Origin of the sequence: Prosthecobacter sp. (assembly GCF_044222345.1) — a bacterium.
Lineage (GTDB): Bacteria > Verrucomicrobiota > Verrucomicrobiia > Verrucomicrobiales > Verrucomicrobiaceae > Prosthecobacter.
The window spans coordinates 88,556-103,205 of record NZ_JBGANL010000007.1 but is presented as its reverse complement, the minus strand read 5'-3'; the positions used below and the strand labels follow the sequence as shown (position 1 = coordinate 103,205).

The 14,650-nt window shown below is 58.8% G+C and carries 17 protein-coding genes and 1 tRNA gene; 12 read left to right on the top strand and 6 right to left on the bottom strand.

The annotated features are described in order from the left end of the window. The first annotated feature begins 1 nt into the window (after nucleotide 1). From ACILSL_RS06315 to ACILSL_RS06295, 5 genes are all read left to right on the top strand, one after another. Nucleotides 2-1,723 carry a putative ABC transporter permease subunit gene (locus tag ACILSL_RS06315; RefSeq protein ID WP_395731152.1) on the top strand — a complete coding sequence of 574 codons (1,722 nt, stop codon included), beginning with the start codon at nucleotides 2-4 and terminating at the stop codon, nucleotides 1,721-1,723. Between the two features lie 34 nt (nucleotides 1,724-1,757). Then, nucleotides 1,758-2,447, top strand: coding sequence for a hypothetical protein (locus tag ACILSL_RS06310; RefSeq protein ID WP_395731151.1), 690 nt, complete (start codon nucleotides 1,758-1,760; stop codon nucleotides 2,445-2,447). 28 nt (nucleotides 2,448-2,475) lie between these two features. Beyond that, nucleotides 2,476-2,856, top strand: a complete 381-nt coding sequence (locus tag ACILSL_RS06305) for a hypothetical protein (RefSeq protein ID WP_395731150.1) — start codon at nucleotides 2,476-2,478, stop codon at nucleotides 2,854-2,856. A gap of 122 nt (nucleotides 2,857-2,978) precedes the next feature. Then, nucleotides 2,979-3,113 carry a hypothetical protein gene (locus ACILSL_RS06300; protein WP_395731149.1) on the top strand — a complete coding sequence of 45 codons (135 nt, stop codon included), beginning with the start codon at nucleotides 2,979-2,981 and terminating at the stop codon, nucleotides 3,111-3,113. A 93-nt stretch (nucleotides 3,114-3,206) separates the two neighbouring features. Beyond that, nucleotides 3,207-3,455 (top strand): hypothetical protein, encoded by a 249-nt coding sequence (locus ACILSL_RS06295; RefSeq protein WP_395731148.1) that lies wholly within the window; start codon nucleotides 3,207-3,209, stop codon nucleotides 3,453-3,455. A 61-nt stretch (nucleotides 3,456-3,516) separates the two neighbouring features. Here the strand turns inward: ACILSL_RS06295 and sucD are convergent, their stop codons facing one another. From sucD to ACILSL_RS06280, 3 genes are all read right to left on the bottom strand, one after another. Further along, entirely contained in the window at nucleotides 3,517-4,425 is a 909-nt protein-coding gene (gene sucD / locus ACILSL_RS06290; RefSeq protein ID WP_395731147.1) for a succinate--CoA ligase subunit alpha, read from the bottom strand. Nucleotides 4,426-4,516: 91 nt separating this feature from the next. Then, nucleotides 4,517-4,885 (bottom strand): diacylglycerol kinase family protein, encoded by a 369-nt coding sequence (locus ACILSL_RS06285; RefSeq protein ID WP_395731146.1) that lies wholly within the window; start codon nucleotides 4,883-4,885, stop codon nucleotides 4,517-4,519. Nucleotides 4,886-4,899: 14 nt separating this feature from the next. Beyond that, on the bottom strand, nucleotides 4,900-5,985 hold the full coding sequence (locus tag ACILSL_RS06280; protein WP_395731145.1) for a hypothetical protein: 1,086 nt from the start codon (nucleotides 5,983-5,985) through the stop codon (nucleotides 4,900-4,902). A gap of 147 nt (nucleotides 5,986-6,132) precedes the next feature. Here ACILSL_RS06280 and ACILSL_RS06275 point away from each other — a divergent pair, with 147 nt between their 5' ends. The 5 genes from ACILSL_RS06275 (at nucleotide 6,133) to ACILSL_RS06255 (ending at nucleotide 10,523) form a co-directional block, all read left to right on the top strand. Then, nucleotides 6,133-6,456: a heavy-metal-associated domain-containing protein gene (locus tag ACILSL_RS06275; protein WP_395731144.1), complete on the top strand. Its 324-nt coding sequence runs from the start codon at nucleotides 6,133-6,135 to the stop codon at nucleotides 6,454-6,456. 83 nt (nucleotides 6,457-6,539) lie between these two features. Then, nucleotides 6,540-6,629, top strand: a tRNA-Ser gene (locus ACILSL_RS06270). A gap of 277 nt (nucleotides 6,630-6,906) precedes the next feature. After that, the gene (locus tag ACILSL_RS06265) at nucleotides 6,907-7,884 is read left to right on the top strand and encodes a sugar phosphate isomerase/epimerase family protein (RefSeq protein ID WP_395731143.1); all 978 of its coding nucleotides are present in this window, start codon (nucleotides 6,907-6,909) and stop codon (nucleotides 7,882-7,884) included. 3 nt (nucleotides 7,885-7,887) lie between these two features. Then, nucleotides 7,888-8,559, top strand: coding sequence for an SGNH/GDSL hydrolase family protein (locus tag ACILSL_RS06260; protein WP_395731142.1), 672 nt, complete (start codon nucleotides 7,888-7,890; stop codon nucleotides 8,557-8,559). Then, a complete protein-coding gene (locus ACILSL_RS06255) occupies nucleotides 8,556-10,523 on the top strand; it encodes a serine hydrolase (protein ID WP_395731141.1) in 1,968 nt (655 codons plus the stop codon). Before ACILSL_RS06260 ends, ACILSL_RS06255 begins: the two co-directional genes overlap by 4 nt. A 19-nt stretch (nucleotides 10,524-10,542) precedes the next feature. Here the strand turns inward: ACILSL_RS06255 and ACILSL_RS06250 are convergent, their stop codons facing one another. The 3 genes from ACILSL_RS06250 to ACILSL_RS06240 are packed head-to-tail and all read right to left on the bottom strand — an operon-like array spanning nucleotide 10,543 to nucleotide 12,187. Further along, nucleotides 10,543-11,100: an iron-sulfur cluster assembly protein gene (locus tag ACILSL_RS06250; RefSeq protein WP_395731140.1), complete on the bottom strand. Its 558-nt coding sequence runs from the start codon at nucleotides 11,098-11,100 to the stop codon at nucleotides 10,543-10,545. Between the two features lie 31 nt (nucleotides 11,101-11,131). After that, nucleotides 11,132-11,614: an iron-sulfur cluster assembly scaffold protein gene (locus tag ACILSL_RS06245; RefSeq protein WP_395731139.1), complete on the bottom strand. Its 483-nt coding sequence runs from the start codon at nucleotides 11,612-11,614 to the stop codon at nucleotides 11,132-11,134. A 9-nt stretch (nucleotides 11,615-11,623) separates the two neighbouring features. After that, nucleotides 11,624-12,187 (bottom strand): rhodanese-like domain-containing protein, encoded by a 564-nt coding sequence (locus ACILSL_RS06240; RefSeq protein ID WP_395731138.1) that lies wholly within the window; start codon nucleotides 12,185-12,187, stop codon nucleotides 11,624-11,626. Nucleotides 12,188-12,429: 242 nt separating this feature from the next. On the opposite strand from ACILSL_RS06240, the gene pssA reads away from it, so the two are divergent. Both pssA and ACILSL_RS06230 read left to right on the top strand, forming a co-directional pair. After that, nucleotides 12,430-13,314, top strand: coding sequence for a CDP-diacylglycerol--serine O-phosphatidyltransferase (gene pssA / locus ACILSL_RS06235; RefSeq protein WP_395731137.1), 885 nt, complete (start codon nucleotides 12,430-12,432; stop codon nucleotides 13,312-13,314). A gap of 83 nt (nucleotides 13,315-13,397) precedes the next feature. Beyond that, nucleotides 13,398-14,594: a hypothetical protein gene (locus tag ACILSL_RS06230; protein WP_395731136.1), complete on the top strand. Its 1,197-nt coding sequence runs from the start codon at nucleotides 13,398-13,400 to the stop codon at nucleotides 14,592-14,594. Nucleotides 14,595-14,650: the final 56 nt, after the last annotated feature.

Genomic DNA, 14,650 nt, shown 5'->3' with positions numbered 1-14,650 from the left:
CATGACCACCTCATCCGCCACATGGCTGCTGGCCCGCACCCATGGCCGAATGTTGCGGCACAAGCTGCGCTTTGGCATGCGCGAAAACCGCCTACTCAGCGTGACGGTTGGCGCGTTCCTCGGGCTGTACAGCCTCACCGCCTACCTTCTGGTTGGCCGTGGGCTGGATTTCATGATGAAGCTGCCCCTCATCGGCCCGCTGCTCACGGAGCGCCTGGTGTTTCTGCTCTTCTTTTTCTTCTTCGTGATGCTGGTCATCTCCAATGCCACCATCACCGGCATGAGCTTGTTCCGGCGAAAGGACATGGAATGGCAGATCGCCCTGCCCCTGCCGCCTCGCAGCCTGGTGCTGTGGAAGACCTTGGAGGGCATGCTGCTGGCAAGCTGGGGACTGCTGCTGCTTACCACCCCCATCCTGCTGGCCCTGGCCCAGACCTACAAGGCGGATGCCAGATTCATGCTGGTGGTGCTGCCTGCCGTGCTGGCTCTGGTGACGATCGCCGCAAACGTTTCGACATGGCTGCTGATCGCCCTCGTGCTCTGGGCCAAACGCTGGATGTGGAAGCCCTTGCTCGCAGTCCTCGTTCTGCTGCTGATCCGAACCCTGCCCATCTGGCATTCCAGTGTCGAGTCCCTGAACTCGGGCGACCTTAGCGCGAGCTTGAACCAGATCCTGCGGCACACCGAGATCTGCATGCATCCGCTTTTGCCCAGCTCATGGGTGGCTGAAACCATTCAGGCCGCCGGACGCGGCACCTTTGAGCGCACCATGTTCTTCAACCTGGTGCTCCTGGCCAACGCCCTGATGAGCATTCTGATCACGACCCGAATCGCGAGCGCCTTCTATTATCCCGCTTGGAATCGCATCATGAGCGCAGTCCCCGGAGTCTCCAGCAAGGTCAGAGCACCCATGTCTCGCGCCAAAACTGGGCGCCTGGGCCAATGGCTGCGCCGTATGCTGGCGCTTGATCGCGCCTCCTTTGCGCTGCTCGTGAAGGAAGTCCGCACGTTTTTGCGCGAACCCGTGCAGTGGGGGCAGTCGTCGATCATCTTTGGCCTGCTCCTCATCTATTCCATGAACCTGCGCAAGCTGGGCTACGACCTGCAGAGTCCGTTTTGGATCACCATCGTGAGTCATTTAAACTTGCTGGTTTGCTGCCTTGCACTCTCCACCCTGACAACTCGTTTCATCTATCCGCAGTTCAGCCTGGAAGGGCAGAGGCTGTGGATTTTAGGGCTCTCACCCCTGCCCCTCCATCGTGTACTGGCCTTGAAGCTGCGCCTTAGCGCCAGCGTGCTGGCCCTTGTCATGATCACGCTCGTCGTAGTCTCGGGCATCTCACTCGGCCTGCCGGGGCAGCGCATTCTGTTTTTCAGTGCTTCGATTCTCTTGCTGAGCTACGGTCTCACCTCTCTGGCGCTTTCTCTCGGCGCTCTGGTTCCCAATTTCCGGGAGTCAAATCCAGCGCGCATCGTCTCAGGCTTTGGCGGCACAGTCTGCCTGATCGCCAGCTTTGTTTACATCGTAGGCGGAATGATCCTTCTGCTGATCCCTTCCTGGCAGAACCTCAGACAGGATGCCGTGGCCATGGTGGGCTATAACGGCAAAATCGAACTGGCCGCCTTGGCTGGACTGGCTGTGCTAACCGTGGCTTTTGGAGGCATTCCATATTTTTTTGCCAAACGGCAGACGAAAAATCTGGAATACTTAAGACAACTGTAGTATTTGGATACTGGAAATAATTTCCAGTACTCCCATGATCACCCGCAAAGCACCCGCTCTCGCCTCTGCAAACGGCTACAACGAGGATAATCTCCTCGTTTTTGAAGATGCTCCCGAATTCATGGATGGCCACGCTGTTGCCTCTTCCCTGGAGAATGTCGATTCCAAAGTGAAAGCCGCTCAGGAGCAGTTGCAGGAACTCCGGCGTCAGCAGGAGGAAATCGAACGCCAGAAGCAGCACCTTGAAGCACTGCGCATCAAGCAGGAACGGTTCGTCGCCGGAAAGCGTGATCTCGTCGAAAAAATCACCCGTTCAGCCAGTTTGGTCGAGCGTGAACTCTACGACGCCCAGAAACGTGTCGAGGACCTCGCCGCCATTCACGACGAATTCCGCCGCCATCAGGAAATTTTGAAATCGCTCCAGCCTGAAAAATGGCACCGCTCCCAGGTCAGCGAAGAGCTCGACGGCGCTCTGGCTGCTATTGACGATGCCGAAGGCGACTATGCCAAAGGCATCCGCCGTCTGCACGCCATGGGCCCGCAGGAAGGTGTATCCGCAGGTGGACCGATCAATCTCGACGATGCCAACGCACCTGTTGCAATGCCCGCTTTCGGCTCTCATGCCGATGACCTGAAGACTTGGATGCGCCGTGGCTTTGCCTTCACCCTCCCTCTCATGGGCACGGTGATCGTCGCCATCGTCCTGATTCGTCTGATGTTCTGATTTAGCGAACCCCTCACCTCTCATCCTTATGGCTCTGTTTTCTGGCAATCGCAAAGTCCGCTCACGCCGCCCAAAGCCCGTACAGGCCTTGAAGGAAGAGGCATCGCCCCAGCGCAAATCACGCAGCCTGACCAAGCGCTCGGATGAACTGAACAGTCAGATTCATCGCTTGGAATGTTTCATCACGGCAGCTCCACGCATTGAACGCCAGCGTCGTCTGGCAAATGTCAACATGGTGCCGCCCATGGAGCAGGCCTCCCCCGCCCCACGTCATCGTCGCATCCCCATCGCCAAACAACGCGCACGCCGCGGTGAGCGTCTGCGCATGCTCACCGAAGGCACACTCGTCCTCGGCTCCATCGCCGCCGTTGTTGGATGGCTTAACCAGTGGTTCCATTTCTGGAACTGAGACTGCCTCCACTTCAAATGATGCTGGTTGAAGGTGGCTTCAGATGAACTGAAGCGGCGCTGTCGTTGCTCCGGAATAACCTTCAATTTCGCCTCTTACTAGCGCATGGGCCAATCTGACAGATGACGGACCTCCAGTTTGCTGAAGGAAAGACGGATGAACTCATTGGCCGCATCCAGAAGCGCACCGGAGAATCCCAGGAAGCGATCAAACGCTACATGACGGAAAACTGCGACAGCGACTGCGATTGCCGCTAGCCTCCCCTTATCGGGCCGGCATGGGACACGGTCTCATGCCGGCTCCTGACGCGATTTTGAAATATACGCCGGCGGTGATTTGAAGCCGAAGGCATGGCCAAGGCCGATTTTGGATACACGCGACTGGCCCGACGCCAACGAAGAAGAGATGTTATGAAATCACATCCTATTCTGGAAGCTGTTGCTGTCTTCATATCACTGGCAGCCTGCGCCTGCATCTCAATCGATGATCATGAAGAAAGACCCAAAACGGCCACCATCACCAGAGAGACGGCGAGGTTCTATCCGCTGACAGATCCCAGCGTGGCCATGACAAAAACAACAGCCATCAGCTCACGCTGATGGCTTTGCTTATCATCGGTCACCACTGTCGGTGACGCATCACATTGCTTCTGATCTCAGATCATGCCTTGCCCCAGCGCTTCAGCAGCGTGGAAGCCATGTCAGCAGGTGAGTCGGACACGGCAATGCCGCACTCCGCGAGGATCTTCTTCTTGGCAGCAGCAGTGTCGTCTGCACCACCAATGATGGCACCGGCGTGACCCATGCGGCGTCCTGGAGGCGCTGTGGCTCCCGCAATGAAGGCGGCGATTGGCTTCTTGCAGTTGTCCTTGGCCCAGAGACCCGCTTCGACTTCGGCATTGCCACCGATTTCACCGATCATGATAATGGCTTCGGTCTCAGGATCATCGTTGAACATCTTGAGCACATCGAGGTGGTTGGTGCCATTCACCGGATCACCACCAATGCCAACGCAGGTGCTCTGACCGTAACCACGCGTCGTAAGCTGCCACACGGCCTCATATGTGAGCGTACCGGAACGGCTGACAACACCGACGTTGCCGCGCTTGTGGATGTACCCTGGAGCAATGCCGATGCGGCAGCCGCCGTGAGATTTGTCGCCGAAGCCTGGAGTCACAAGACCGGGGCAGTTCGGGCCGATAAGGCGCGTCTTGCTGCCTTTCATGGCGGCTTTGACCTTGATCATGTCATTGACCGGAATGCCTTCGGTAATCGCCACCACGAGGTCCAGCCCCGCATCCACGCCTTCGAGGATTGCATCAGCTGCGAACGGAGGCGGCACAAAGATCACGCTCACAGTAGCGCCGGTTTCACGGGCGGCTTCAGCCACGGTGTCAAACACCGGCACCTTCTTGCCACTGTGCTCAAAAACCTGCCCACCTTTGCCCGGGGTCACGCCAGCCACCAGCTGTGTGCCGTAGTCGATCGACGCCTTCGCGTGGCGCGAGCCGAAATCTCCGGTGATACCTTGAACAAGAATGCGGGTGTCAGTTTCAACGAGAATGGCCATCGGGATGAATTCGGTAAAAGTTTGGGGGGTGCGTGAAAGCCTCGCATCATAGAAGTGTGCTTCGCTGCGTCAAGGCGGCGGCGGAATATTCTCAAAGCAAGTGCCAGAGTTTCGGCAAAAAGACCACCAACCCCACTCCCAGCGCCGCAAGCGCCGCCACCAGCACCGCCGCAGCCGCCGCATCCTTGACCAGTCGAATGGGTTCCTCACGCTCCTTGCTCACCCGATCCGCGAGCACCTCGATCGCCGTATTCAGCAGTTCTGCCGCCCATACCAGCCCCACCGCCAGCAGCACCACACACCACTCCCAGGCCGCCAGCTGCAGCCAGATGCCAAAGCCCCCCACCAGCAACGTGGCGAGGCCATGCACCTGCAGATTGCGCTGCGTTTTCAGCGCCCAGACCAATCCCGACAGCGCAGGACCAAAGCTGCGGAGCACCGATGCAAGCCAGCGGGTCATCTGGGGCGATTCTGCTACTGCGATCCCACGGGTTTTTCCACCGGCGCCGTTTCAGCAGTTGGCTCGGAGACTTCTTTGACCAGTTCACGAAATTCCTTCAGCCAGCCCAGGGCATCCGGATGGCTCGGGTAGGTCTGGATCACCTTCAGCATGTCTGCCAGCGCAACGACTGGAGTGACATTGTTCTGCACCAGGTAATTGTCCTTTTCCCAGATCATGCGCGGGCCCGCATCTTTATAGAATTCATTGAATTCGGTTTCACTTTTGATGGCTTTTTGCATGGCCACCTCCGCACTGATCCGTGAATCCCACTGGGCAGGCAGGTCGGTGGGCTTTTCCGCCAGATAATAGGGGAAAACAATGTTGGAATAAATGCCCCTGACATTCAGCGGCTGATACTCCCATTCTTTCCGCTTCAAAAAATCTTCCAGCGAGTAAGCCCTGGCAAATTCTGAATTTGCCACGGACTGCCGCAGGGTTCCCATGATGTCTCCAGCGGGTGCGCCACCACCGCCTCCACCACCTCTGCGCCCGCCACCGCCCCCTTGGCCACCACCCTTTGCGTCCTTGTCAGCCACCGCCCCGGAAGCCGAATGCGTGGTGGCTCCCTGCACGGCCGTGATAGCCTTGCCCAAAAAGGCCTGCACCGAAGTGACAATCGGCGCCATTTTACTCGGTTCATCGATCTCCTGCGCCTGAATTGTCAGCACGAGGTACTCAAGCTGCAGCCACAGGGCCCGCTTGAAATCCTCATCCTTCAGATTGGCCTCATTCTTGTTCTTCCAATCCATGAAATCTGCCTGCTTCAAATTCTTTCGATCAAAGTGCTCCAGCTTGTAGCAGTCCAGATACAGCGCCAGAGCAGCCGCCGGGCTGGCCATTCCCTCACGGAACTTCGCCATGGCCGCACCAAAGACGGATCCCCTGCCCTTGCCAATCTGCGCCTCCACCTTTTCCAGTTCCTTGAGAATGTGCTCAGTCTGAGCTGGCGTGAGGATCGCCTTGCTTTCGGGTTTCTCAGGTTCAGCAGCAGGAGTTTGTCCGCTGGCAGGAGATGCCAGCATCAAGGCCAGCAGAGGCAGGATTTGAGTCAATTTCATGGTCGGAAAAGTAAACAAGGCAAAACGCGGATGGGTGCAGGAAAAATCTTTATCTGAAAAAATTCCACCTACCAACGTTTCATCCCTGCACAAACTTGGACTTGGATGCACAAAGGCATCGTATATCTGTTTACACCCCCTTCGATTATGACACGCCCAGCCTTCTTTTTCGCCCTTTTGGCCTTCCTCACCCTGCCAGCCATGGCTGGAGACTCCCCCGTCAACTACATCGCCGAGATGACCGGCATGGTCTGCGCCGGCTGCAAAGACCACGTCACGGCCTCCTTCACCAAGCTCGAAGGTGTATCCAAGGTGCAGATTGTTCCTGGCGACAAACCGGGCACCCAAAAAGTCACCGTCACCTCCTCATCCCCCGCCCTGACCAAGGAGCAGGCCGTCGCCGCTTTAGGCTCCTCTGCCTCTACATACGTCGTGCATGCTTGGAAGAAGTCGGAGCAGCCAGCCAACTAAAGACAAATCATCAGGCAAAATCGCTTGCCTGTCTCTCCGACTGCGCCACTATCCGCGCTCTCCTTTTGTCGGAGCAAGAATTTGGACAGGTGTCAGAGTGGTCTAACGAGCACGCCTGGAAAGCGTGTGTACCTTAATCGGTACCGAGGGTTCGAATCCCTCCCTGTCCGCCATTCTTCGTCTCCTCAAGGAGACGAAAAATCCCCTGCGCAAAGCTAAGGGCTGCTCATCATCCTCGCTCGTAGCACGCAAGGAAGGTCAAAATCTCAGCGACTCCACCGCTCTCAAATTGAGCGAAACAAGATGCTTCATGAGGTTCTTTTACCAAGAAGCCGGGCACTTCACCACTTTCGCCAGCACTCGATTCTTGAGTTCTGATGCGCCGAGCATTTGCGCTTTCCTGCCGCATGCACGGCAACATACCGTGCTCCGGACCCGTTTGGCTCTCCGATGAAACCAACCGCTTTCTCCCCGTCCCGTCGTCAATTCCTTGCCACCGCTGGCGCCGCCTCGCTGTCATTCCTTTCCTCATCGAATGCGGCAACCTTCAAAACGGCGATCCAGAAGGCCAAGATCATCGGCAAGCCGGAGGAAAAAGCGCTGCGTGAGCTCAAAGAGGCCGGCTTCGACGGCGTGGAGGTTTCGCATCTTTTTGATGACGAAACGGAGGCCAGAAAGGCGCGTGAACTCGTCGAAAGCATCGGTTTGAAGGTGCATTCCGTGCTGCGCGGGTGGGCGGAGTTCAACAGCGATGATCCGGGACAGGTCGCCGCAAGCTACGAGGTGACGGAGAAAGCCCTGCGCACGGCCAGCTGGCTCGGAGCCGAGACAATCCTGCTCGTCCCCTGCCGCGTCGGTGGGCCCACCGTGAAGATGCCGCAGCCCTGGGAATTCGACATCGAGTTCGACGAGAAGACCGGCCACGTCAGCCGCGTGGTGAAGGGCGACAACACGCCGTTTGAGCGCTACATCGCGTTGCAAAACAAATCGACCGACGGTTCGAAGGAGCAGGTGACGAAGCTCATTCCGCTGGCCGAGAAACTCAACGTGATCATCGGCATCGAGAACGTCTGGAACAACCTCTGGGTGCGTCCGGACCTGTACAAAAACTTCGTTGCATCCTTCAACCACCCGTTTGTGAAGGCCTACTACGACGTGGGCAACCATGTGAAGTATCTCGTCCCTGTGCACGACTGGATCCACACGCTGGGCGGCCTCATCAAGAAGATCCACATCAAGGACTACGCCCTCGCGCCGGACAACCACAGCGGCAAGTTCGTGCATCCGCGGGATGGCAGCATCGACTGGCCGAAAATGCGTCAGGCCCTCGACGATGTCGGTTACAACGGCTGGATCACGGTTGAAGACAACGGCCTGCCCCTGCCCGAATTCAACGACCGCCTCAACAAGATCATCGCCGGAGTCTGATTCATGAAACTCGCCCTTCTTTTCCTTGCCCTTGCCACCTTCACCACCGCCGCCGACCGCGTCGTGCCTCGCGAAGGCACCGAGTGGTGCAACATCTGGATGCCGAACGCCGACAAGCACGACCTGCCGCGCGTGCTGCTCATCGGCGACTCCGTGACTCAGGGCTACGGACCCGACGTTGAGAAGCAGCTCACCGGCAAGGCCTATGTCACGCGCCTCGCCACCTCGCGCTGTGTTGGAGATCCCGTTCTGCATGCCGAAATTGCCGCCGTGCTGGGCGCAGAGACCTTTGACGTGATTCACTTCAACAACGGCCTGCACGGCATCGGCGCGGTCAGTGAGAAGGAGTATGCCGAATTTCTGCCGCAGATGCTCACTCATCTCCGCAAGCTCGCGCCAAAGGCAAAGCTCATTTGGGCCAGCAGCACACCATCCCATGTGAATGGCAAATTCGAGCAGCTCGACGCGCGCAACGAACATGTGAAGGAACGGAACCGGATCGGCGCCGAAGTGATGGTAAAGGAAGGCATCCCCGTGGACGATCTTTACGCACTCATGCTGCCACATCCCGAGTGCTGCTCCGACGGGCTGCACTACAAGCCGGAAGGCAAGGCCATGCAGGGTGCGCAAGTCGCCGGCGAGATCATCAAGCTGCTGCCGTCAAAAGCGAAGTGAAACACCTCCTGACATTCATCGCCCTCCCTCTGGCCGCCTTTTGGGCAGCCGGTCATGCATTTGCGGCAGAACCGCCCAAAACCGCGCTGCGAGTTGAAAAACTCAATGAACTGGATGCCACCATCCAGCAGGCCGTGAATAATTCAACGATCCTCGGCGCCTCCCTGTGGGTGGAGAGCCACGGTGAGGCCTACCACAAAGCTTATGGCCAGCGCGCGCTGAAGCCCGTGGCTGAGGCGATGACCGAGGACACTCTCTTTGATCTGGCCTCCATCACCAAGGTCATGGCAGCCGCCAGCGCGGCGATGCTCTGCATCGAGCGCGGATTGTTCAAGCTCGATGCACCCGTGTCGCAGTACCTGCCAGAGTTCACCGGCGAAGGGCGCGAGAAAATCACCCTCCGCCACCTGCTGCTCCACTCCTCGGGCCTGCCCGTAAATCTCAACCCCAAAACACAGCCCTTCACTACGCACGGCGAAGCCATCGCTCAGATCTGCCACACGAAACTGCTGTTTGAGCCCGGCTCCCAGTTTTCCTACAGCAGTGTCGGCACCATGCTCCTTGGTGGAGTGATCGAACGCGTGACCGGCAGGAAGTTTGACGAATTCTGCACCGCTGAAATCTTCCGCCCATTGCGAATGAACGACACCGTCTTTCGACCCAGCGGCGACCAGTTGAAACGTGTCTCCCCCTCCAGTGCCCCGGAGCGCGGATTGGTGGATGACACCGTGGCCCGGCTCGCCGGGGGCGTCTCGGCGCATGCCTCCCTCTTCACCACCACGGCGGACATGGCCCGCTTTGCCCGCATGATGCTGAACCTTGGCGAACTCGATGGCGCACGTGTCCTCAAACCCGAAACCGTCAGGCTGATGACCAGCGTGCAAAGCCCCGCCGGCCTGACGAGTCCCGATGCCAAAAACCTGCCCGTACGCCGCGCCCTCGGCTGGGACATCGACACCCCCTACCGCACCCCGCCGCACGACTACTCACTGTCCCGCGGCGCCCTCTTCCCCATCGGCGGCTACGGCCACACCGGCTGGACCGGGCAGATGCTCTGGATCGATCCCTTTTCCAAAACCTTCGTGATCTTCCTCTGCAACCGCTACGTGGCCCCCTCCAAAGACACCCGCCCCGCTGTCTATCAACTCCACCACCGCATCTCCACCCTCGCAGCAGAAGCGGTGAAGGATTTTGATTTCAAGAAAGCCTCAGCGCAGGCCGAGACTGGCGGTGCACCGGCGTTCATCAACAGCCTCGGCATGAAATTCGTGCCACTGCCCGGCACCCGGATTTCGATGTGCGTCCATGAAACGCGGCGCTCCGACTACGCGGCCTATGCTTCAGCCACTCCGCAGGCGGACACCTCCTGGAAAGACACACGGCTCGGCAGCCTCTCTGCCAGGGCGGAGGACAATCATCCCGTCGCCAACGTGAGCTGGGATGACGCGAAGGCATTCTGCGCCTGGCTCAGCCAGAAAGAGGGCCGCGTGTATCGTCTGCCCACCGATCGGGAATGGAGCCTGGCCGTTGGCATCGGAGATCAGGAGCCCGCTGGCATCGAGCCCGAGAAACTGAGCGGCAAAATCCCCGGCGTCTATCCCTGGGGCACCGAATGGCCTCCGACGAAGGGCGCGGGCAACTACGCCGATACGGACTGCAAAACTCAAATTCCCGCCGAGAAGATCATCGCCGGTTACACCGACGGCTTTGCCATCACAGCGCCCGTGATGAGCTTCCCTCCCAATGCCGCCGGCATTTACGATCTCGGTGGCAGCCTATGGGAATGGTGTGAGGACTTCTACAACCAGGCACACAAAGATCACGTCCTGCGTGGGGCCTCCTGGGGCAGCAGCGCGCCACAGCCCCTCCTCTCCTCTTTTCGCGGCAACCAGCCTTCCACACGCCGCTGGCGCTGCGATGGCTTTCGCTGCGTCTTGGAAGCGGCAGGCGGCTCAGGCAGATGAATGCGGTCAGAACCGCTCCTTAGATCATCCCCAGCTTCATCTTTCCCTCGATGCTGATCATCCCCTGATTCCACGCCGGATCCCAGACGAGTTCGACGGCGGCATCGTCCATGTCCTCGATGGTCATGATGCGGCTCTGAGCATCGGCGGCAATCGTCGGGCCCATGCCACAGCCGGGGGCGGTGAGCGTCATCTTCACGATGGCTTTGTTTTTGCCTTCGGCATCGGCTTCCACCTTGCAGTCATAAACAAGGCCCAGATCGACGATGTTGACCGGAATTTCCGGATCATAGACATTTTTGAGCTGGTTCCACACCTGGCCTTCAAGATCGCTGACATCACCGGGAATGTTTGAGGAACTGCTGTCCTGCTCCTTCTTGCTGGCTTCGGGATCAATTCCCAGGGCATCCACATCACCCGCCTGAATGCGGGCAAGACCGAAGTCCGTGGCCACCGTGTAGGTGCCGCCAAGCGATTGCGTGATGATGACCTTCATGCCGAGCGGCAGTTTGATCAGATCACCACTGGGAATCTGTACGGCATCGACTTCGCGTTTGAGTTCAAGGGAGGAGTGCATGGATGAAATGAGAATGAAAAAAATGTAAAGACTAGCTCGTGAGGACGATCTTGATTTTGCCCTGCGTTTTACCTGCGGCACTAAGAGCATCGGCCAAAGTGCCGGATTGGTCGGACACAACAGGAGCAGCAGCGGCACTAGCCGGTTTGTTTTCGGCCTCCAGTGCGGCACGCAACGCGCCTTCCACCATCTGGCCGCAGTGGATCTTCATGGGCGGCAGCGGCCCCAGAGGCTTGCTAAGCTCCTCGGCGGACATGGAGAGCGCTTCCTCCTTCGTTTTGCCACGAATCAATTCTGTGGCGATGCTGGCCACCGCAATGGCAGTCTGGCAGCCGAAGCTCTGAAAGCTGGCCTTGTCGATGACCTTCCTGCCGTCCTTCTCTTTGTATTTGATCCACAGGCGCACCATGTCGCCACAGTCAGGACTTCCCACCGTGCCCACGGCATCGGCGTCGGGCATTTCGCCCAGATTTTGGGTGTCCGTGAGGGCTTGCTGGAGTGCGGCTTCGTCCATGGTCGTGTTTCAATCTTCAATTTCGATACGATAGCGCGGCAGGCTTGGATCAACCTCACTGCTGTAGGCGTCGATCCCGCCCGTGAGGCATTTCGTTTCACCAAACCCATGGCCGATGAAATACGCCGCCGCATCCAGCGAGCGCGAGCCAGTGTGGTCATACAGCACCACCGTCTGCGTCTTGTCACCGCTGGTGAAAATCTCCTGCACCAGCTCCTGAGTCAGCAGACGTGCACCCGGCAGCTTCACGGCCTCATGCTCTTCCCGCGTGCGCACGTCCAGCAGTACAAGATCCGGCTTGTTGCGCAGCAGCACTTCCAGCTCCTGCGGAGAGATCTGCAGCGAGGCATCGCCCTGATGGCTCTCCTGAATGTGCGCCACAGCTTCCGCCACGGGGATATTTTCATTCCGCTCGCACACCTGCGCCAGCGTCTCGCCCGGCTGAAAACCACAGCTGCGGCAGCCACCGATGTGGTAGCGCGCAAACAAAGCCCGCTGCGCCCCAGGGTAGGCCTGGAGCACCTGGCTCATGGTCATGTCTCCGGACAGCGGAGGAAGTTCAACAGTGGGCATGGTGGGAAAACGATCAGTTCAAAACACACATCGCAGGAACTGGAGGTACCGGAGGTTCATTCCAGCCATTTCGCGCGCGTGAGCCATGCCATAACGGCAAAACCACCCAATGCAAGCCCGCGCCCGACACCTCGTGCCCCCATTTCGCCCTTGATTCGCTCAGCTCACCCTTCGGGTCCCCGTGGTCATCTGTCTCGATTCTCTCGACTCGACATTCGACATTCTGCATTCACCTTCCCGCCATGTCTGAACAACACGAGCCCCGCATCCCCGTCCTGCCCACGCTGATGACGGCAGGGAATATTCTCTGCGGCTTCGTCGCGATCCTGGAAATTTTTGACGGCCGCCACCTGGCGATGAATCAGCACTACCACTATGCCATCGTTTTCATCCTGCTGGCCTGCTTGTTTGATGCGCTGGACGGCCGCGTGGCGCGCATGGGCGGCACAGAGAGCCCGTTTGGGCGGGAGCTGGATTCACTTGCAGACATTGTGTCTTTTGGCGTGGCTCCGGCATTGCTGGTGCACGACATCGTGCTGAAAGAAATCGACACCCCCAAAGGGCTGGGCTGGCTGATTTCATGTGTGTATCTGGTGTGCGGGGCCATGCGGCTGGCGCGGTTCAACTGCCTCGCTGCGGCGGATGTGAAGAGCAGCATGAAGGGCTTCCGCGGCTGCCCCATCCCGGCAGCAGCAGGTGTGATCTCCTCTTTAACGCTGCTGATCATCTGGCTGGACAGCAACGAAAAAGAGATCGGAAACTGGAAGTATGTGCTGGCTGGCCTGATGGCGCTGCTCTCCTACCTGATGGTGAGCAATCTGGAATACCCCAGCTTCAAGGCCGTAAACTGGCGCACCAAGCGCTCCTTTCACTGGGTCCTGGTCACCATCTTCGTCATCGCCTTCACCGTGATGAACTGGCACTGGATGCCCGCGGTGCTCTTTGTGAGCTACCTCATGTATGGTCTGGTGCGCCCTTGGGTCTCCCGCAAATGGCGGCAGGAGATCGAGATCGAGGCGGAAACCGTGGAAATCGACCCCGAGGCAGAGACGCTGGCGCTCAATGGAACGGATGAAGACAACTCCGAAAAGCATCACGCAGACGGCAGCAGCACCGTGCAGATTTGAACATTTTCGTTTCACGCCCCGCTGGGCCTGTGTAATTGAGGGCTTCCCCAATCTCCATGGCAGATTTTTATCAGCACGCGCGCGTGCCCACTCTCCACCACCTCGCTCATGCGGACAGTTCCGCCCGTGAAACTGAGATGCTGGACTGGGAGCGGGACAAACCGGTGGCCCTGCTGCTGCCTGCGCTCTATGCCGAGTGCGAACGCCCCGCCCTCCCTCGCATTCTGGAGGAGGTCTCCCAGGCTGCTCACATCTCCGAGGTGATCCTGAGCATGAATGGCATGGACGCTGCCGAACTCGAACGTGCCCTCGTGCTGATCCGCAAAAATCTGCGTGGCAAAACCGCCCACCTGCTTTGGAATGACGGGCCTCAGCTCTCCCAAGTCTATCAGCGCATGGACCAGGCCGGACTCGCCGGCCCCCATGCGGGAAAAGGCTCAAACATCTGGATGGGCATCGCCTATCTGCATGCCCGCGGTTTTAACGGCGTCATCGTCAGCCATGACACAGACATCCTGAACTACAGCCGTGATCTTCTGTGGCGGCTCTGCTACCCGCTCCTGCACCCCCGCATGGGCTATCGTTTCGCCAAAGGCTACTACAGCCGTGTGTCGGACCGCTTGTATGGCCGGGTGACACGCCTGCTGATCTTTCCCCTGATCCAGGCCTGCCGGGACGTCCTGGGTTCGAAGCCGCTGCTCGAACATCTGGACAGCTTCCGTTACCCTCTTTCGGGTGAATTTGCCGCCGACATGCAGGCTCTGGAAAACTTCAGCCTCCCCGGTGGCTGGGGCTTGGAAATTGCCATTCTCAGTGAAGCCTTCCGCCATCTGCCTGCTGAGCAGTCGTGCCAGGTGGATCTGGGCTTTCATTTCGAGCACCGCCATCGCAGCCTTGCCCACGACCAGATCGGCGTGAATGAGCCCGGCCTGATCACTGCTGCGGCGGATGTCGCACGCTGCCTCATGTATCAGGTGCTGCGCGAAGCCGAACCCCGCTCCGCAGAGAGCCTCATGCGGCTCATCATTGAGCGCTACCGTCCCCGCGCCAGCGAATGGCTGCAGCGCTATGAGCACGTGGCGCTGCTCAACGGCCTGCGCCATGACGCCGATGAGGAGAACGCCGCCGTCAGTGCATTTGGCCAGGCCCTTGATCGCCTGCTCCAAAGCCTTGGCGAAAACACCCTGCATGTCCCGGCCCTCCGTGACACTCCGGCCCGGACGCTCGCGAAGATTCCTGGCCTTGCAGCGGAGATTGTGGCCAGCGTCGTCGTGGTTTGAGCCACCTTCCATCCTGCTTGCTTAGCCCCTGCGTCTTGGATAAGATCTGGCTTTCC

Coding starts and splice junctions, on each gene's coding strand:
- ACILSL_RS06275 (WP_395731144.1), top strand. CDS start 6,133: ATGACACGCCCAGCCTTCTTTTTCGCCCTTTTGGCCTTCCTCACCCTG.
- ACILSL_RS06285 (WP_395731146.1), bottom strand. CDS start 4,885: ATGACCCGCTGGCTTGCATCGGTGCTCCGCAGCTTTGGTCCTGCGCTG.
- ACILSL_RS06265 (WP_395731143.1), top strand. CDS start 6,907: ATGAAACCAACCGCTTTCTCCCCGTCCCGTCGTCAATTCCTTGCCACC.
- ACILSL_RS06245 (WP_395731139.1), bottom strand. CDS start 11,614: ATGGACGAAGCCGCACTCCAGCAAGCCCTCACGGACACCCAAAATCTG.
- ACILSL_RS06310 (WP_395731151.1), top strand. CDS start 1,758: ATGATCACCCGCAAAGCACCCGCTCTCGCCTCTGCAAACGGCTACAAC.
- ACILSL_RS06305 (WP_395731150.1), top strand. CDS start 2,476: ATGGCTCTGTTTTCTGGCAATCGCAAAGTCCGCTCACGCCGCCCAAAG.
- ACILSL_RS06315 (WP_395731152.1), top strand. CDS start 2: ATGACCACCTCATCCGCCACATGGCTGCTGGCCCGCACCCATGGCCGA.
- ACILSL_RS06240 (WP_395731138.1), bottom strand. CDS start 12,187: ATGCCCACTGTTGAACTTCCTCCGCTGTCCGGAGACATGACCATGAGC.
- ACILSL_RS06260 (WP_395731142.1), top strand. CDS start 7,888: ATGAAACTCGCCCTTCTTTTCCTTGCCCTTGCCACCTTCACCACCGCC.
- ACILSL_RS06280 (WP_395731145.1), bottom strand. CDS start 5,985: ATGAAATTGACTCAAATCCTGCCTCTGCTGGCCTTGATGCTGGCATCT.
- ACILSL_RS06250 (WP_395731140.1), bottom strand. CDS start 11,100: ATGCACTCCTCCCTTGAACTCAAACGCGAAGTCGATGCCGTACAGATT.
- ACILSL_RS06295 (WP_395731148.1), top strand. CDS start 3,207: ATGGCCAAGGCCGATTTTGGATACACGCGACTGGCCCGACGCCAACGA.
- sucD (WP_395731147.1), bottom strand. CDS start 4,425: ATGGCCATTCTCGTTGAAACTGACACCCGCATTCTTGTTCAAGGTATC.
- ACILSL_RS06300 (WP_395731149.1), top strand. CDS start 2,979: ATGACGGACCTCCAGTTTGCTGAAGGAAAGACGGATGAACTCATTGGC.
- pssA (WP_395731137.1), top strand. CDS start 12,430: ATGTCTGAACAACACGAGCCCCGCATCCCCGTCCTGCCCACGCTGATG.